This window comes from Bradyrhizobium sp. SZCCHNRI1029 (assembly GCF_032487555.1).
Classification (GTDB): domain Bacteria; phylum Pseudomonadota; class Alphaproteobacteria; order Rhizobiales; family Xanthobacteraceae; genus Bradyrhizobium.
The window spans coordinates 198,096-214,850 of record NZ_JAUEUK010000004.1 but is presented as its reverse complement, the minus strand read 5'-3'; the positions used below and the strand labels follow the sequence as shown (position 1 = coordinate 214,850).

Genomic DNA, 16,755 nt, shown 5'->3' with positions numbered 1-16,755 from the left:
AATGTGGCAACAATGGGGCGAAGACGCCGGGCCGGGTCCGGATGCGCCGGCGGTTTACCGCGAATTATGCCGTGCATGCTTGGCTGGGCGGAGCAATTCCGCCAACGGGGCCATGCCGCGATGACGCTGTCCGTCACCCACACCGAAGCGACCGCCGGGCGCGCGCAGGCGCTGCTGCCACTATGGGTCGGCGCCGGCGTCTATGCGCTGCTGCTGATCTCCGGCAACCGGCTGCTCAACGATCCCGACACGCTGTGGCAGATCACGGTGGGGCAGTGGATCGTCGACCACCGTGCGGTCCCCGAGGTCGACGTCTATTCCTTCACCATGCGCGGCGCGCCTTGGATCTCCACGCAGTGGCTGGCGCAGGTCGCCTATGCGGCCGCTTACACGTTCGCCGGCTGGGCCGGGCCGGTGGTGCTGGCGGCCTCGGCGACCGCGCTGTCCTTCGCGCTGTTCGCGCGCGCCCTCGGCCGGCATCTGCGCGACGCCACGACATTGGTGTTCGTGGTCGCGGCGTTCCTGCTCTGCCTGCCGCATCTGCTGGCGCGGCCGCATGTGCTGGCGTTTCCGATCCTGGTCGCCTGGATCGCCGGACTTGTCGATGCGGCCGATCGCAGGGCCGCGCCGCCATGGCAGCTGGTGCCGCTGATCGCGCTGTGGGCCAATCTGCATGGCGGATTCGTGTTCGGCCTGTTCTTCATCGCGCCCGCCGCGCTCGACGCGCTGGTGAATGCCGATCGCTCGGTCCGCGCCGGCCTGGCGCTGCGCTGGGCCGGGTTTGCCGCGCTCGCGCTGGCGGCGAGCTGCTGCACGCCCTATGGCTGGAATGCGCTGCTGGCGTCGCAGAAGATCCTCTCGCTGGGCCAGGCGCTGCCGTTGATCGTGGAATGGAAGGCGACCGACTTCCAGGGGCTCGGTCCGTTCGAGATCTGCCTGCTGATCGCCATCGGGGTCGCGCTGTTCCATGGTCTCAGGCTGCCTCCGGTGCGGATCCTGATGCTGCTCGGCCTGCTGCACATGGCGCTGGCGCAGGCGCGCGCGGCGGAGATCCTGGCGTTGGTCGGTCCGCTGGTGCTCGCCGCACCGCTGGCGCGGCAGGCGGGCGCGTCGCCCGTGCTGCCGCCGGGGCGCGCGTCGGGAGCGGCGCTGACGGCGGCAGTGATGCTCGCGCTCGGCGCCGGCACGGTCGCCTCGGCTTCGATCCTGAACTACACGCCAAACATGCGCGGCACCCCGGTCGCGGCCGTGACCGAGCTGAAGAAGCTCAACCTCACGCGGGTTCTCAATGACTATGATTTCGGCGGCTACCTGATCTCAGCCGGTGTCGCGCCGTTCATCGACGGCCGCACCGAGCTCTATGGCGAAAAGTTCTTCGTCGATCACAACGCCGCGTCCGGCCTGATGGAGCCGGACAATCTGTTCCGCCTGCTCAAGGACTACGACATCGAGGCGACCCTGCTGCGCACGCAGAGTGCTGCGACCAAGCTGCTCGATCACGTCGACGGCTGGCAGAAGGTTTATGCCGACGACATCGCCACCATCCATCTGCGCAAGGCGGATGCCCGTCATGTCGCGGAACCGGCGGTCTCTCCGGCGGCAATTGAATCAAACGCGTTGATCCCATCTCCGTGAGGTCGGATGTCGCGCGGCATCCCGGCGCGTGCAAAACAACCGCCGCGCGGCTAAGATCAGGGCCGTCAGTTCGACAGCATGCCTGACTCATTCAAGAAGACTGAACAGAGAGGGAGCGCGTCATGGCCGTGAAGGCAGCCGACGATCATTCACCCAGCATCGACCATTCATTCGATATCGACGCGATGCCATCCACGGTTCGCGTCGTGGATCTGCCGCGCAACAATCCCTGCGCCCAATGTGGCGAGGCGATCGCATTGCCGTCCTGGGTCGAAAAGGATGGCCGCCGCACCGCCTATCTCTGGCACTGCCGCCTCTGCGACTATCGCTACGAAACCATCGCCTTCTATGCCGAGTCCGTCGACGAGAACGGCGCGATGGCGGCGTAGGCTCGATTGACTATCGCGGGACGTTGCAGCGCTGACGGTCGGCTCCCTCTCCCCGTTCTTACGGGGGCGCGACGAGCTTCGCTCGCGCTGAGAGGGTTGGGGGGAGGGCAGACCCACGAGAAGCGCCGATGGGGAGATCTGTACCCTCTTACCCGGATCGCAACTGGCGATGCAATCCGACCCACCCCGCAGGCGGGGGAGAGGTGAAACCGAGCTAGCAGCAATAGGCTTACACCAGCTCCAGCCAATGTAGACCTGTTAGTCGGGCTCCCGTGCTAGGCGCGGCGGTGCGGCTTGGCGATGTGAGCGACGTCACCCGGATCCCCCGAACGTCACAAAGTGACACTGCCGCGGCGCACTGAGGCTGCTTGTCGCGCAGCATGACGAAATCGTGGTTCCCGCGGAACGCCGACTGTCCATTGCCGTTCTCTCGTCACCATCCACCTAGAGGAGACACCACATGATGATGAAGACTGTTGCGGCCGGCCTCGCCGGTTCCCTGCTGCTCGCGACCGCCGCCTTTGCTGCGGAGAGCACCACCACCACAACCAACACCACGATCAAGAGCGACACCACCGTCGCGTCCTATCAGGGCGACTGGCGCAGCTCCAAGCTCGTCGGCGTGAAGGTCTACAACAACAACAACGAGAATGTCGGCTCGATCGACGATCTGCTGATCGACAAGAGCGGCGCAGTCAAGGGCGTCGTGATCGGCGTCGGCGGCTTCCTCGGCATGGGTGAGCACCTCGTCGCTGTCTCGTTCGACCAGATCAAGTTCTCGGACCAGCCGGTTCAGGCCAACACCGCCTCCAACGCTCCGGCCTCGGGCAAGGCGACCACGCCGCCGGCCACGACGACCGGCGCCGCCACCGGCACTTCGTCATCCTCGTCGATGAGCTCCTCGAAGAATCGCTGGTATCCCGACCATGCGATGATCAACGCCACCAAGGACCAGCTGAAGTCGATGCCCGAGTTCAAGTACTCAGAGTAAACGGCGTCACTGACGTCTAGCTGACTGCCCAAGCGGCGCGCCCGGATCCGTCCGGGCGCGTTCGCGCGTCATGCTGCGGGGCGCAAGGTGGTCTGGCCGAGCGGCAGCTCGATGCGGGCGATCAGTCCGCGTGGCTTGCGATCGTGCAATGACAGCTCGCCGCCATGCGCCTGGACGATCGCCTTCGCGATCGAGAGGCCCAGGCCGAACCCGGTGGCCTCGTCCATGTTGCGGGCATCGTCGCCGCGCACGAAGGGCTCCAGCATGTCGGGCTTGCGCGCATCGGCGATCCCGGGTCCATCATCCTCCACGTCGATCGTCAGGCACTTCCCCGACGCCACCAGTCTGATGACGGTTTCCTTGCCGTACTTCACGGCGTTCTCGACCAGGTTGGTGACCGAACGCATCAGGTCGTCGGGACGCACCGTCGCCATCGCGTGCGCCGGGCCGATATAGGTGACGCTGTGGCCGACATCGGCGAATTGGTCGGCGACGAGCTGCAGGATGCTCGCGATATCGACCAGCGTCATCGGCTCGAGCTTGCGGCCGTTGCGCAGGAATGACAGCACCGAGCCCAGCATCGCATGCATCTGATCGAGATCGGCCAGCATGCGATTGCGCTGCAGCTCGTCCTCGACGAACTCACAGCGCAGCCGCATGCGGGTCAGCGGTGTCCGCAGATCGTGGCTGATGGCCGCCAGCATCTTGGTCCGGTCGTTCATCAGCGCCGTGATGCGTTGGCGCATACGGTTCAGGGCGCGCGCCAGCGACCGGATCTCTTCCGGTCCGCGCTCGGGCAGGGCAGTGGCATCGCCATCGAGGCTGAAGCTCTCGGCAGCCTTGGCGAAGCTCGACAGCGGTGAGGTCAGCGCGCGGGCCGCCCACAGGCCGAGCAGTGTCGTGCTGATCAGCGCGAACATGATCGTCGTCAGCCATGGGGCGCCCCAGAACGGTGGCCGGTGCGGCCGGTCGGCCATTCGAGCCGAAACCATGTTGCCATCGGGCAGAGCGAAGATGACGGTGCGCGTCTGGGAGCCGGGCGGCGGCATGAAGACGCGATAGCCTGGGCCAAGGCCACGAAAGCCGCCTGGACCGTGAGGCCGTCCGTCGGCGAGCTCCGGAGGGGCCGGCCGTCGCTCGTCGCCACCGGTCCCGGCCTCGACGTCGGGGCCGGCCGGCTCGCGCCGGCGGCCGGAAGCACCCGGCAGAGGCCCCACGTGAGGCTTAAGCTCGAACTCAGGATAGGCGCGGGCAATGTCGGAGATCAGTCGAGGCCGTTCGGCAGCGGGCGCGCGTCCAAGAATGCGGATGGCGGTCGCGAGCTGAAGTGGCCCGACTTCGTTTTCGGGGTCGGGCTGCTCGGCGCGATAGATCAGGAACGTCGCCGTGATGATGGCATGGAGCGCCACGATCGAAATGGCGACCAGCGCCGTGATCTGGCCGCGGATTCCCTTGAGGTTGAGAAAGCCGAACGACATCATGACATCGCCATTCGATCGGGCCGGTCAATGGCTTTGCGGGCCAGTCACCACCTCGACGACGGGTGTGAACATGTAGCCGCCGGAGCGCACGGTCTTGATCATGGTGGCCTCCTGCGGGTCCGGCTCGATCTTGCGGCGGATGCGGCTGACCAGCACGTCGATCGAGCGCTCGAACGAGCCGGCGCTGCGGCCCTGCGTCAGGTCGAGCAGGCTGTCGCGCGACAGCACGCGGCCCGGCCGCTCGCAGAAGGTGCGGAGCAGATCGAACTCGGCGCTCGTCATCGCGACGCGTGCGCCTTCGGGATTGCGTAGTTCGCGCAGCCGGAAGTCGATCGTCCAGCCGAGGAAGCTCAGCGCCGTCGCGCCTTCGGTTGCGCTCGCCGTCATCGCGGCCGCCTGCCGGCGCAGCACCGCGTTGATGCGGGCGAGCAGCTCGCGCGGATTGAACGGCTTTGGCAGATAGTCGTCGGCGCCCATCTCCAGTCCGAGGATGCGGTCGACGTCCTCGCCGCGCGCGGTGAGCATGATGATCGGCACCTGCGATTCCGCGCGCAGCTTGCGGCACAAGGTCAGGCCGTCCTCGCCGGGCAGCATGACGTCGAGGATCAGGAGATCGACACGGTGGTCGCCCATGATGCGGGTCATCTCGCGGCCGTCGGTCGCGGTGGTCACGTTGCAGGCATTGTTGCGCAGATATTTCGCGATCAGCGTCCGCGTCTCGCGGTCGTCCTCGACGACAAGAATGTGTGGTTGTGTCTGGGCCATACCGACAAGTGACCTAGAATCGCGGCGTTTTGCGAAGAATTTTGTTACGGAATGTTTCCTGCGACGGGCGCGCGGAAAGGGCCCGACAACGTCTCTCTGCGCCGTGTTGCGGAATTCGTGAGGGCGCGTCAAGCCTCGCGAAACGTATGGCCTCGGGGCCGCCGCACGCTCGCGCGATGCGGCTGCATCCGGCTACCGGAAACGGCGCGGACATTCGTGAGTGTCGCCAGACCAGGTCAGGCCCGATTGAATCATTGCCGGTCGTTGCACGGTCCGCAAACGCGTGCAGCGACGGGATGCGACGTTCCGAAACGGCCCGTCACAGTCCTGGCAATGTATTGACTCGAACCGACATCGTGCCCTCCGCCGAGGCGATCACGCGCAGCACGGTGGCGTCGAAGGCGATGTCGGTCAAAGCGAGGTTGTTGATGTCGGTGTCGACGCGGATGCCGTTCTCGTTCTTCTGCAGTTCGGCGACCGCGGTCGCGATCTTGTCGCGGACATTGTCGGCGAACGGCTTGAGATCGACCACCGACCGCTCTAGCAGCGCGCGTTGCAGATGTGGCACCACGGCGCGCGCGGCGGCGCCGAGCAGGCCGAACGCCGCGTCGGATTCGACGGCGAGCTGCAGGTCGGACAGCCGCAGGATCTGCTGCGCCTGATCGACCATCGGCCGTCCCCAGATGTGCACCGTCGCGTCGGCGCCGAGGCCGAAGAAGCTCTCCTTCTCTTTTCCCTTCACCTGCAGCGAGATCAGCAGCCGGTTGCCCGAGGGCACGACGGTCGCATGCTTCACCGTGACCGTGACCGGGCCGGAGCCGTCCTCGGGGAACGTCCGCCCGGCGAGCTGCGAGTCGACGAGCTTGCTGAGCTCGGTGAATGGGACATCGATCGGAACCGCGACGTTGACGGTGCCCGCGGTGGGCGGAACGATCGTGATCTTGTCCGGGAACGGGCACTCCGGCTTGGTCTCGGCCGCCGTGACCCGGGTCTCCGCCTCGATCCCCATGGTGACGCTGACGACGTTCGCATCGATCGCGGGCTGCGCGGCCAGCGCCCGTGTCGGCTTGATCTCGAGCCAGACGGCGGGCAGTCCCGGCGTGGTGCCCTGAAGCGGCACCGAGCGGCAGGCGCGGGCCCACTGCGCCTGCGCCACGCGCCGCATGGTCGGGTCCTTGCGCAGCCTCTCGCTGAGCGCGTTGAGCTGGTCGTTGACGGTCTTGTCGATGACCGGTTTCATCTGCGCGGGCACGTTGACGCGGGCGCCGGCGACGGTCAGCGCGGTGTCGCCGAGATTGACCTGGGCGGTGAAGTTCGGCTCGACATACCAGGAGGCGGCCAGCCGTGGCCGCATCGCGATCAGGACGTTGCCCTTGATGTCGGCGGTGGCGTTCAGGTTCTTGATGTTGATGCCGCCAATCTGCTTGGCGGCATCCGCGCCGAGCAGGCCGCCGATGGCGTCGCCGAGCGCGCCGGTCGCTTTGGCGGACAGCGATCCGGTGACGTTCAGCCGGCCCGAGAGCGGCGTCGCCAGCGACAAAGTGTCCTGGGTGCCGGTGGCGGCGATGGCGCCGCGGGTGACCGTCCAGCCGATGTCGGCATTCTGCAGGATCTGGTTGACGGGGTTGTCGGCCTTGCCGGAGAAATTACGCGGCGTGGCCTTTTCGGCGGCGTCACGAATCGCGCCGAGCGAGATCGAGACCGGCGTCATGATGATCGAGTTGCGCGTGGCCGGCGGCAGCGGCGGCAGTTGGGTCAGCTGCGGCGCCGGCGTGCTGCCCGAGAACAGAAACACCTCCACGATGATGATGCCGATCAGCACGACGGCGGCAAGGCCGGCGGTGCCGATCAGGATCAGCCGCAGCCGGGGCGGCGAGCGCCGCGGCGGCGGCTGCGTTTTCGGGGCGAGCGGATGCGGCCTGCTCTGCCAATCCGGTCGCGGTGTCGGAAGGTTCATGTCGGATCCACGGACTCCAACTGCCGCGCCGGCCCATGCCGGAAGCGGCGAGATCGCGGTTAATACAAGATTGCCGAGCTTACAGGGCCGGACGGAGGCGCGCCAGGGCAGCCCGTGACGCGGACCATCATCAATCGGCCGTGATGGTGAACGGCGGCATGCGCGCAAAGAAATGACCGCCGCGGCTTTCGGGCCTCGGCGGTCCAGTCAGGGAGGATCCGGGAGAAGGAACGAGCGGTGCGGCCCGCGCAGCTCAGCGGGTCATGCGGCCGAGATCGGCGCGGCGCTCCATCGGCAGCACGATCACCTTGGCGCCGACGCTGACGCGGGCATAGAGGTCGATCACGTCCTGATTGGTCAGGCGGATGCAGCCCGACGACACATGCGTGCCGATCGTCTCGGGCGCGTTGGTGCCGTGAATGCGGTAGACGGTGCCGCCGAGATACATCGCGCGGGCGCCGAGCGGATTGCCGGGACCGCCGGCCATGTGACGCGGCAGATAAGGCTGGCGCGCGATCATCTCCGGCGGCGGCGTCCAGTCCGGCCATTCCGCCTTCCTGGTCACCGACTGCACGCCGGACCAGGTAAAGCCGTCGCGGCCCACGCCGATGCCGTAGCGCATCGCCTGGCCGCTGCCGAGCACGTAGTACAAATACTTGTTTGGTGTGTCGATGATGATCGTGCCGGGCGCTTCGCGGGTGGCGTAGCTCACGACCTGGCGGCGCAGGCGCGCGGGCATCTCATAAGCGGTCGCCTCGTCCTCGCGCGGCGTGATCAGTTGCGGCGTTGTTGCCGGCGGCTCGTAGGTCGCCATCGGCGGCGGCAGCAGGAAAGGGAACGGGGCCGGAGGCGCGGCTCGCGTCGGCGTTGCCGCAGCGAACGTACCGACGATCAGCGCAGCAAACAGGATGCGGGATCGCGAACCGACTGTGCCTGACGTGAACATGGACGTCCCCTCGTTTGATCGCTTGGTGCGCGCCGTGCTTGTCTCGACCGGCGTCGTCAAAATCAGTTGCCTGTCATCATTCCCTGCGGCGCATTGACCCGCGCCCGATGCTGCAACTCATAGGGGAGAAAAGTTTCGTTGCGTTTGCGCGCTGCGCGCAAAAAGGTTTCGTCGGCTTAACCGTTTGTTTCATGACGGTTTCACGACAGCAGCCGCGCGGGACAGCCACAGATCGCGGGGAAAACAGCAGTTGGCGGGCAAAAAGACCCTTCGACAGTTCGATGACGTCACACGCCTGAAATAACAATGTCGGAATTTGCGGCTGTTCAGAATCGCTGCAACTTTCCGGATCGCCTTATGCGGATCTTAATCGCAACCGACGCCTGGCACCCGCAGGTCAACGGCGTAGTGCGCACGCTCACCTCGCTGGCTCGCGCGGCCGCCGGCCTCGGCGCTGACATCACCTTCCTCACGCCGGAAGGCTTTCCGTCGTTCGGCGTGCCGACCTATCCGGGCCTGCGGCTCGCCATGACCAACGGCCGCGAGATCGCCCGGCGCATCGAGGCGGCGGCGCCGGATGCGATCCACATTGCCACCGAAGGCACGGTCGGCTGGGCGGTGCGCCGCTACTGCCTGCGCCATGGCCTGCCGTTCACGACGTCCTACACGACGCGCTTTCCGGAGTACGTCGCTGTGCGCACCGGCATTCCCGATGCCGTCGGCTATTGGGTGATGCGCCGCTTCCACGACGCCGCCGCGATGACCATGGTCGCGACAAATTCGCTGAAGCAGGACCTCGCGTCGCGCGGCTTCAAGCGGCTCGGCTTCTGGACCCGGGGCGTCGATACGAAGCTGTTCAATCCGGACGCGCCGGTCGCGCTGGATCTGCCGCGTCCGGTGTTCATGACCGTCGGCCGCGTCGCGGTCGAGAAGAACCTGGAAGCCTTCCTGGCGCTCGACCTGCCGGGCTCGAAGGTGGTGATCGGTAACGGCCCGCAGAAGGCGGAGCTCGAGCGTCGCTTCCCGGCGGCGCATTTCCTCGGCGAGAAGACCGGCAACGATCTGACCGCGCACATGGCGGCCGCCGACGTCTTCGTGTTTCCGAGCCTGACCGATACGTTCGGCGTCGTGCAGCTGGAGTCGCTGGCCTGCGGCACGCCGGTCGCGGCCTTCCCCGTCACCGGTCCGCTCGACGTCATCGCCGATCATCCGATCGGGGCGATCGACTGGGACCTGCGCGCCGCCTGCCTGAAGGCGCTGACGATGTCGCGCGAGACCTGCCGGGCATTTGCGCTCGACCGCTCCTGGGAGAACAGCGCGCGCCAGTTCATCGGCAATCTCGCCGTGCTGCAGCCGTCCCGCGTCGTGCGTCCGACACCGGTGCTGGCCGGTCAGAGCGCCGTGCGCGGCTGACGGCGAACTTTGCGTCACTCCATCAATTCCAAACCCAAGTGAGATGTAACGATGGCAGAAACCATGAAGCTCGGCGGCGCGCGGGAGCTCGACTTCGATCGCGAGCAGGTCGAGCAGGCCTATGACCGCTGGGCACCGATCTACGACCTCGTGTTCGGCGGCGTGTTCGAGAAGGGCCGCAAGGCCGCGATATCAGCCACGAACAAGCTCGGCGGGCGCGTGCTCGAGGTCGGCGTCGGCACCGGCATCTCGCTGCCGCTCTATGCGCCGCATGTCCGCGTGTTCGGCACCGACATCTCCGAGGCGATGCTCGGCAAGGCGATGCGGCGCGTCGCCGACCAGCGGCTGAAGAACGTCGAGGGTCTCGCGGTGATGGACGCCGAGCAGCTCGACTTTCCCGACGATTCGTTCGACGTCGTTATGGCGCAATATGTCGTCACCGCGGTGCCGAACCCGGAGGTCGCGCTGGACGAGTTCGCGCGCGTGCTGCGCCCGGGCGGCGAACTGATCATCCTGACCCGCGTCAGCGCCGATGACGGCCTGCGCCGGGTGATCGAGCAGGCGCTGCAGCCGGTGGTGCGCCGGCTCGGTTTCCGTACCGCCGAGTTCGGCTGGTCGCGCTACCTGCGCTGGCTCGCCGGCGCCGAGCGCATGGAGCTGGTCGAGCGCCGCCTGATCCCGCCGCTCGGCCATTTCTCGCTGGTCCGCTTCCGCAAGCTGGAGCGTGCCGCCGCGGCCTGAAGCCGCGGCCGCCCTCTACCGCCTCCGCGACGTTCTACGTAGTCCGAAACGTTTCGCTGCGTCCGATCGCATGACATCTTGATGATGTCATGCGATCTACACCGAATCCCTGTACAAGACCTGCAACTCATTCTTCGGAGCAACCATGATCAAGCATTTCCTGGAGCAGCTGCGGATCCAGCGCTGGGACGACCATCGCTACTATCATCACAGCCGTATCAACCAGAGCCTCCACTTCGTCAGCGCGCTCAGCTTCATGATCGCCTATGTGATGATGGTGTTCGACCCGCTGGTCTCGGCGCTGATCGGCTGGCTGGTGTCGATGACCTCGCGCCAGGCGGGCCATTTCTTCTTCGAGCCGAAGGGCTACGACCACGTCAACCAGGCGACGCACGAGCACAAGGAAGAGATCAAGGTCGGCTACAATCTGCAGCGCAAGGTCGTGCTGATGTCGATCTGGGCCGCGGCCCCCGTGGTGCTCTATCTGCAGCCGACCCTGTTCGGCCTGCTGCCGCCCTGGACCTCGGCGATGGAATTCGTGCGCGAGACCGCCAAGCTGTGGCTCGTGATCGGTATCGGCGGCCTGCTGTTCCGCACCATTCATTTGTTCTTCATCCGTGACGTCGAGACCGGGCTGGTCTGGATGACCAAGATCATCACCGACCCGTTCAACGATTTCATGCAGTACCGCGCGGCTCCGCTGGCGCTGCTGCGTGGCGAGCTGATCGACCCCGGCCTGCACCTGATGAACGAAGGCCTCGAAGAGCAGCACGCCTGAGCCGGCTTGAAGCCCAGAGTAAAGCGATGCCCGGGCCGGTCCCGGGCATCGGTGTTTGTGGGGGGCTGTGAGGTGAAATCGAGCGAGCTTGCAGCCATGCGGCACGTGCCACCTTCCCCTGGAGGGGGAGGGGGAGGGTCGACGCGTGCGAAGCGCGCGTCGGGGTGGGGTGATCTCTCCACTTGCTCACCCGCACCTCATGTGCGGACAGGCCGTCACCCCACCCCGGCGCGCATTTCGCTCCGCTCATGCGAGCCGACCCTCCCCCTTCAGGGGAGGGTGGTTGCGCCGTCAGCGCCCGAATGCGGCGCCGAGCATCTCTTTCAGAATCTGGCGCTTGATCGCCTTGTTGGTGAGCGTGCCGTCGTTCCACCACCAGCCGTCCTGCTTCATCTTCTCGGCCGCCGAGACGAAGCGCTTCGTCACCTCGGCAAAATCGGCGTCGGTGTAGTTCAGGCTGAAGATCAAGCGGCCGGTGCCGACCCAGCTCAGCGCCAGGCCCTCGGCACGCAGGTAGTATTGCAGCATCCAATTGTAGCGCGACGGCACGGTGTATTCGACCAGCCAGATCGAATGCATATTGGAGACGCGCACCGGCAGGTCGTGCTCGGCCAGCGCGGCGTTGAGCTGCGCGGCGCGGCCATTCCAGGTTTCATCCAGGCCGTCGTAGATGGCGCGGAGGTTCGGGCTGTCGAGCCGGCTCAGGAACTCGTCCATCGCCGCCATCACATAAGGATGCGAGTTGAAGGTGCCGCGGGCGAAGCAGATGTCGGCCGGGCGGTCGTCGCGGAAGCGGCGCATCAGCTCGCGCTTGCCGCAGACGACGCCGATCGGCAGGCCGCCGCCGAGGCTCTTGCCGTAGGTCACCATGTCGGCCTTGACGCCGAAATACTCCTGGGCGCCGCCCGGCGCGAGCCGGAAGCCGAGGAACACCTCGTCGAACAGCAGCACGATGCCGCGTTCCGTGCAGACCTCGCGCAGCTGCTTCAGCCAGGCGGTGTAGGCTTCGCGGTCGTAGCGACCCTTGCGCGAGGAATCGACCAGCGCCGAGTCGCCGGGCGCATTGCCGTTCGGATGCAGCGCCTGCAGCGGATTGACCAGCACGCAGGCGATGTCGCGCCGCGTGCGCAGGACGTGCAGCGTGCGCTCGGACATCTCGGCCAAGGTGTAGGTCTCGTGCGGCGCGATCGGGTTGCCGACGCCGGGCTGTACGTCGCCCCACCAGCCGTGATAGGCGCCGGCGAAGCGGACCAGATGCGTGCGGCCGGTGTGGTAGCGGGCGAGCCGCACCGCCTGCATCACCGCCTCGGTGCCGGACATGTGGAACGAGACCTCGTCCATGCCGGACAGCTCGGTCAGGCGCTTCACGTTGTCAGCGACGACCGGGTGATAGAGCCCGAGCACCGGGCCGAGCGCGCTCGCGCGCCGCTCGGCAGCCGCGATGCACTCCTTGTAGAAGTCATAGCCGAAGATGTTGACGCCGTAGGAGCCGGTGAGGTCGTAGAACCGGTTGCCGTCGAGATCGGTCAGGGTCACGCCGGAGGAAGCCTGCATGAACGAGCCGGCGCCGAGCTGCTCCTTGACCAGACGGCTGTACTGGAACGGGACCCGGTAGCTCTGGGTGAACTGCAGGTCGGAGATGCGGCTTGCGGCTTCCGCCGTCAGCGCGCGGCTCTTGGCGAAGGTCTCCTGGAACAGCGCGCCGAGCCGGAAGAAGCCGTCCTGGCGCTTCGTGGCGATCGCCTGCGGTGCGCCGTCGGAGCGGAAGAAGTCGTCGATCTCGAACTCATAGCGCGGGATCAGCCTGGAGATCCGGCGCGACATCTTGGAATGGCCGGCCAGCGAGCGGTGCTTGGCGCGCGACAGTTCGATGCGGGCCTTGACCTTCGGGGCCATGGCGGCCGTCACGGCAGCGCCAACGGCGAGCGATACATAAGGAATCGAGTTTTCCATCATGTCCAAAAGCGCTAACCCCTCCTGCTGACAGATTCATGACAGTCAAAAGCCTGATCGCCTCCGTCACCCAACAGGAAGACCTCAACTTCCTGCTCACCAACCGCGTGCCGCGCGCCGCGCTGACCCGCTTCATGGGCTGGTTCTCCAAGATCGAGAACCCGCTCGTCCGGGACGCGTCGATCGCGCTCTGGAAGCTGTTCTCCGACCTGGATCTCTCCGAGGCCAAGGAGAGCCGCTTCAAGAGCCTGCACGCCTGCTTCACGCGCGAGCTGAAGCCCGGCCTGCGGCCGTTCGATCCGGATCCCGCCATCGTCACCAGCCCGTCCGACGGCATCATCGGCGCCCACGGCCTGATCCGCGACGGCGAGCTCTACCAGATCAAGGGCGCGCCCTATTCGCTGCGCGAACTCGTCGCCGATCCCGCCGTGGTCGAGACCCATCGCAATGGCTGCTTCGTCACCTTGCGTCTGACCTCGAGCATGTATCACCGCTTCCACGCGCCGGCCGACATGACGATCGAGCATGTCAGCCTGATTCATGGCGACGTCTGGAACGTCAATCCGATCGCGCTGAAGCGGGTCGAGCGGCTGTTCTGCAAGAACGAGCGCGCGGTGATCCGCACGCATCTTACCTCCGGCGAGCCGTTCACGATCGTGCCGGTGGCGGCGATCCTGGTGGCGAGTATCCGCCTGCATGCGCTCGACCGCGTATTGAACGCGCAGACCGAGCGACCGCTCGCCTATGCCTGTAACAACAATGTGCGCAAGGGGGACGAGCTCGGCTGGTTCGAGCACGGCTCCACCATCATCCTGCTCGCGCCCGGCGACTTCACATTCTGCCCCGATGTGGCGGAAGGCGCCCGCATCCGGGCCGGACAGCCACTGTGGCGCAGGCGCGTCGCCGCCGGATGAATGTCAGGTCCACGCTTGCGGAATCTCGATTTCGGCGTTGCGCAGTCCTATATCGGAGCGTTCAACTGACGAATCAGACCGCGGGAGTTGCGGTCGTTGCGGCTCGGGAGAGGCGATGGCGAGAGCGCCGATCATGGCGGCAGGGGGCATCGTGCTGCGGCGGGAACAGCCGCCGCGCATCGCGGTCGTGCGCCTGCGCAAGCGCGACGAATGGGTGCTGCCGAAGGGCAAGCTCGACGACGGCGAGACGCCGCGCGACGCCGCCAGGCGCGAGGTGCTGGAGGAGACCGGCCACAAGGTCACCGTGCATGAATTCCTCGGCACCCTGGTCTACGATACCGGCACGCGTGCCAAGGTCGTGCACTACTGGCGCATGGAAGCGGCCGACGAGCCGTCGCAGCCGCTGATGGACGATGTCCGCGCCGTCGACTGGCTGCCGCTCGATGCGGCGGTGGGGCGGCTGTCGCGCGATCATGAGAAGACGTTCCTGGAGACCGTCGGGCCGTACGCGCTCGCAGGCCTGATCCGCAAGACCAAGGCGAAGTCCGCGCCCGAGGTGGTGGCGAAGACCGCCGCTGACAAGAAGCCGGTCGAGAAGGTCGCAGCGGAGACGGCGGCGGTCGCGGCAAAGCCTGCAACCGCCAGGAAGCGCCGCAGCCGGGTCGTGGAGCCCGCCCCAGCGCCGGCTCCGGAGATCGCCGACTTCGCGATCGCAGTGCCGGGCGAGCAGCCCGCCGAAGCCGTGCTTGCGGCTGCGGCGCCCGACCTCGGTCAATCCGAACCGACTGCTTCGGATCCGGCAGCAGTGCCGGCGGAGGCCCACCCGGTCCCGATGGCGGCCGAACCCGCTGCAAGCGCGCGTGAGCCGGCGGACCTCGAGCGTATCGAGGCCGTGGCCGCAGCGATCAAGTCGCTCGTGCCGAGCAAGGCCGCGCCGGATGCCGAAAGCAGCCCGAGTAAGGACAGGCCGTCGGACGTGCCGAATGCCGGCGCAGAAGCCGCCGCGCCGCGCGAAGACGTGGCCGCCGCGGATGCGGAGGCGCTGGATGGTGCGCCACGCCGCAGCCTGGCCCAGAAGATGCGGGCGTGGCTCGGCCGCGCCGCCTGAGTCTGGTTGACGAAACGATTGATCGGCAAGCGGTTCTGCCGTGCACATTCTGCGCGTGCCGGCTGAGCAATTCCTGCTGTCCGCTGCTCGAAGATTGCCAAGAACCATTCGCGCCATCGCGGGTTGATGCGGGTCCGTCAACGGAGACCCCGCATGAGCCCGTCGCCACCGCGCCAGAGCGCCGCGTCCACCGCAAAGCCTGCCCCTCTGTCCGTCACGCTTCAGATCAATGGCCAGTCGCACACGCTGTCGGTGGCACCCTGGACCACGCTGCTCGATCTCCTGCGCAATCATCTCGACCTCACCGGCACCAAGAAGGGCTGCGATCACGGCCAATGCGGCGCTTGCACCGTGCTGATCGACGGCCGCCGCGTGCTCTCCTGCCTGACGCTCGCGGTCATGAAAGACGGCGCCGAGATCACGACCATCGAGGGACTCGCCAAGGGTGATGAGCTGCACCCGCTGCAGCAGGCCTTCATCGATCACGATGCCTTCCAATGCGGCTATTGCACGCCGGGCCAGATCTGCTCGGCCGCCGGCCTGATCGCCGAGGGCAGGGCGAAGACGAAGGACGAGATCCGCGAGCTGATGAGCGGCAACATCTGTCGTTGCGGCGCCTATCCGAACATCGTCGGCGCCATCGAGCAGGCGATGGGAGGCAGCCGATGAACAATTTCGACTACGCGCGCGCCAGCGATGTCGCCGAGGCCGTCAGGCTGAAGGCGGCGACGCCGGAGGCCAAGTTCATCGCCGGCGGCACCAACCTGATCGACCTGATGAAGTATCACGTCGAGCAGCCGCGTCAGCTGATCGACATCAGCCACCTGCCGCTGACGAATGTGGAGGAGACGAGCGCCGGCGGCGTCAGGATCGGCGCGCTGGTCCCGAACAACACGCTCGCCTATCACCCCCTCATCGAGAGCCGCTATCCGCTGCTGGCGAGCGCGATCCTCGCCGGCGCCTCGGCGCAGCTGCGCAACATGGCCTCGACCGGCGGCAATCTGCTGCAGCGGACGCGCTGCGCCTACTTCTACGACGTCGCCACGCCCTGCAACAAGCGCACGCCCGGCGCCGGCTGCTCGGCGGTCGACGGTCTCAACCGCGGCCATGCCATCCTCGGCGCCAGCGCCGATTGCATCGCGACCCACCCCTCCGACATGTGCGTGGCGCTCGCCGCGCTCGACGCCAAGGTGCAGGTCGCGGGCTCCTCGGGCGAGCGCGTCATCGCCCTTGCGGACTTCCATCGGCTGCCCGGCGACCGGCCGGATCTCGACAACACGCTGCGCGTCGACGAGATCATCACCGCGATCGAGCTGCCCCCGCAGGGCTTCGCCGCGAATCACAGCTATCTGAAGATCCGCGATCGCCTGTCCTACGCATTCGCGCTGGTCTCGGTCGCCGCTGCGCTCGAGCTCGACGGCGGCCGCATCGGCGAGGCGCGCCTGGCGCTCGGCGGCGTCGCCCACAAGCCGTGGCGCAATGAGGCGGCCGAAGCCGCGCTGCGCGGGCAGGCGCCGGATCCCCAGGCGTTCGGCCGCGCTGCGAACATCCTGCTGAGCGATGCGAAAGCCGCCACGCACAACGCCTTCAAGATCCCGTTGGCGCGCCGCGCCATCGTGCGCACCCTGACCCAGGCCGCGAACGCAACGCCCCAGATTCAAGCCATCAAGACCATCCGGTGATG

Annotated in this window: 15 protein-coding genes; 10 read left to right on the top strand and 5 right to left on the bottom strand. The window is 66.8% G+C overall.

From position 1 onward, the window contains the following. The first annotated feature begins 120 nt into the window (after positions 1–120). The 3 genes from QW861_RS13220 (at position 121) to QW861_RS13210 (ending at position 3,015) form a co-directional block, all read left to right on the top strand. Positions 121–1,635 (top strand): hypothetical protein, encoded by a 1,515-nt coding sequence (locus QW861_RS13220; RefSeq protein WP_315827105.1) that lies wholly within the window; start codon positions 121–123, stop codon positions 1,633–1,635. 122 nt (positions 1,636–1,757) lie between these two features. Continuing rightward, the gene (locus QW861_RS13215; RefSeq protein ID WP_315717814.1) at positions 1,758–2,024 is read left to right on the top strand and encodes a hypothetical protein; all 267 of its coding nucleotides are present in this window, start codon (positions 1,758–1,760) and stop codon (positions 2,022–2,024) included. 460 nt (positions 2,025–2,484) lie between these two features. Continuing rightward, on the top strand, positions 2,485–3,015 hold the full coding sequence (locus tag QW861_RS13210; protein WP_315717813.1) for a PRC-barrel domain-containing protein: 531 nt from the start codon (positions 2,485–2,487) through the stop codon (positions 3,013–3,015). Positions 3,016–3,083: 68 nt separating this feature from the next. Here QW861_RS13210 and QW861_RS13205 read toward each other — a convergent pair whose 3' ends face one another. The 4 genes from QW861_RS13205 to QW861_RS13190 all read right to left on the bottom strand — a co-directional run bounded on the left by QW861_RS13205 (position 3,084) and on the right by QW861_RS13190 (position 8,164). Next, positions 3,084–4,496: an ATP-binding protein gene (locus QW861_RS13205; protein ID WP_315717812.1), complete on the bottom strand. Its 1,413-nt coding sequence runs from the start codon at positions 4,494–4,496 to the stop codon at positions 3,084–3,086. A gap of 24 nt (positions 4,497–4,520) precedes the next feature. Continuing rightward, positions 4,521–5,261 (bottom strand): response regulator, encoded by a 741-nt coding sequence (locus QW861_RS13200; protein WP_315717811.1) that lies wholly within the window; start codon positions 5,259–5,261, stop codon positions 4,521–4,523. Positions 5,262–5,580: 319 nt separating this feature from the next. Next, on the bottom strand, positions 5,581–7,218 hold the full coding sequence (locus tag QW861_RS13195; RefSeq protein ID WP_315827104.1) for a DUF4403 family protein: 1,638 nt from the start codon (positions 7,216–7,218) through the stop codon (positions 5,581–5,583). A 253-nt stretch (positions 7,219–7,471) separates the two neighbouring features. Further along, entirely contained in the window at positions 7,472–8,164 is a 693-nt protein-coding gene (locus QW861_RS13190; protein ID WP_316193139.1) for a L,D-transpeptidase, read from the bottom strand. Between the two features lie 357 nt (positions 8,165–8,521). Between QW861_RS13190 and QW861_RS13185 the strand changes: the two genes are divergently transcribed. The 3 genes from QW861_RS13185 (at position 8,522) to QW861_RS13175 (ending at position 11,096) form a co-directional block, all read left to right on the top strand. Next, entirely contained in the window at positions 8,522–9,577 is a 1,056-nt protein-coding gene (locus QW861_RS13185; RefSeq protein ID WP_315827102.1) for a glycosyltransferase family 1 protein, read from the top strand. A gap of 51 nt (positions 9,578–9,628) precedes the next feature. Beyond that, positions 9,629–10,318, top strand: coding sequence for a class I SAM-dependent methyltransferase (locus tag QW861_RS13180; RefSeq protein ID WP_315717807.1), 690 nt, complete (start codon positions 9,629–9,631; stop codon positions 10,316–10,318). Positions 10,319–10,463: 145 nt separating this feature from the next. Continuing rightward, entirely contained in the window at positions 10,464–11,096 is a 633-nt protein-coding gene (locus tag QW861_RS13175) for a hypothetical protein (protein ID WP_315717806.1), read from the top strand. Between the two features lie 291 nt (positions 11,097–11,387). Here QW861_RS13175 and QW861_RS13170 read toward each other — a convergent pair whose 3' ends face one another. Further along, positions 11,388–13,052, bottom strand: coding sequence for an aminotransferase class III-fold pyridoxal phosphate-dependent enzyme (locus QW861_RS13170; RefSeq protein ID WP_410052246.1), 1,665 nt, complete (start codon positions 13,050–13,052; stop codon positions 11,388–11,390). 35 nt (positions 13,053–13,087) lie between these two features. On the opposite strand from QW861_RS13170, the gene asd reads away from it, so the two are divergent. The 4 genes from asd to QW861_RS13150 all read left to right on the top strand — a co-directional run bounded on the left by asd (position 13,088) and on the right by QW861_RS13150 (position 16,753). Beyond that, complete coding sequence (gene asd, locus QW861_RS13165) at positions 13,088–13,963, top strand: archaetidylserine decarboxylase (protein ID WP_316193138.1); 876 nt, start codon at positions 13,088–13,090, stop codon at positions 13,961–13,963. Between the two features lie 115 nt (positions 13,964–14,078). Continuing rightward, positions 14,079–15,071: an NUDIX domain-containing protein gene (locus QW861_RS13160; RefSeq protein WP_315750260.1), complete on the top strand. Its 993-nt coding sequence runs from the start codon at positions 14,079–14,081 to the stop codon at positions 15,069–15,071. A 153-nt stretch (positions 15,072–15,224) separates the two neighbouring features. Next, entirely contained in the window at positions 15,225–15,740 is a 516-nt protein-coding gene (locus QW861_RS13155) for a (2Fe-2S)-binding protein (protein WP_315750261.1), read from the top strand. Next, positions 15,737–16,753 carry a xanthine dehydrogenase family protein subunit M gene (locus tag QW861_RS13150; protein ID WP_315750262.1) on the top strand — a complete coding sequence of 339 codons (1,017 nt, stop codon included), beginning with the start codon at positions 15,737–15,739 and terminating at the stop codon, positions 16,751–16,753. Before QW861_RS13155 ends, QW861_RS13150 begins: the two co-directional genes overlap by 4 nt. Positions 16,754–16,755: the final 2 nt, after the last annotated feature.

Excerpts from the sequence above, each read along its gene's own strand:
- QW861_RS13220 (WP_315827105.1), top strand. The coding sequence starts at position 121 with ATGACGCTGTCCGTCACCCACACCGAAGCGACCGCCGGGCGCGCGCAG.
- QW861_RS13215 (WP_315717814.1), top strand. The coding sequence starts at position 1,758 with ATGGCCGTGAAGGCAGCCGACGATCATTCACCCAGCATCGACCATTCA.
- QW861_RS13210 (WP_315717813.1), top strand. The coding sequence starts at position 2,485 with ATGATGATGAAGACTGTTGCGGCCGGCCTCGCCGGTTCCCTGCTGCTC.
- QW861_RS13205 (WP_315717812.1), bottom strand. The coding sequence starts at position 4,496 with ATGATGTCGTTCGGCTTTCTCAACCTCAAGGGAATCCGCGGCCAGATC.
- QW861_RS13200 (WP_315717811.1), bottom strand. The coding sequence starts at position 5,261 with ATGGCCCAGACACAACCACACATTCTTGTCGTCGAGGACGACCGCGAG.
- QW861_RS13195 (WP_315827104.1), bottom strand. The coding sequence starts at position 7,218 with ATGAACCTTCCGACACCGCGACCGGATTGGCAGAGCAGGCCGCATCCG.
- QW861_RS13190 (WP_316193139.1), bottom strand. The coding sequence starts at position 8,164 with ATGTTCACGTCAGGCACAGTCGGTTCGCGATCCCGCATCCTGTTTGCT.
- QW861_RS13185 (WP_315827102.1), top strand. The coding sequence starts at position 8,522 with ATGCGGATCTTAATCGCAACCGACGCCTGGCACCCGCAGGTCAACGGC.
- QW861_RS13180 (WP_315717807.1), top strand. The coding sequence starts at position 9,629 with ATGGCAGAAACCATGAAGCTCGGCGGCGCGCGGGAGCTCGACTTCGAT.
- QW861_RS13175 (WP_315717806.1), top strand. The coding sequence starts at position 10,464 with ATGATCAAGCATTTCCTGGAGCAGCTGCGGATCCAGCGCTGGGACGAC.
- QW861_RS13170 (WP_410052246.1), bottom strand. The coding sequence starts at position 13,052 with ATGATGGAAAACTCGATTCCTTATGTATCGCTCGCCGTTGGCGCTGCC.
- asd (WP_316193138.1), top strand. The coding sequence starts at position 13,088 with ATGACAGTCAAAAGCCTGATCGCCTCCGTCACCCAACAGGAAGACCTC.
- QW861_RS13160 (WP_315750260.1), top strand. The coding sequence starts at position 14,079 with ATGGCGAGAGCGCCGATCATGGCGGCAGGGGGCATCGTGCTGCGGCGG.
- QW861_RS13155 (WP_315750261.1), top strand. The coding sequence starts at position 15,225 with ATGAGCCCGTCGCCACCGCGCCAGAGCGCCGCGTCCACCGCAAAGCCT.
- QW861_RS13150 (WP_315750262.1), top strand. The coding sequence starts at position 15,737 with ATGAACAATTTCGACTACGCGCGCGCCAGCGATGTCGCCGAGGCCGTC.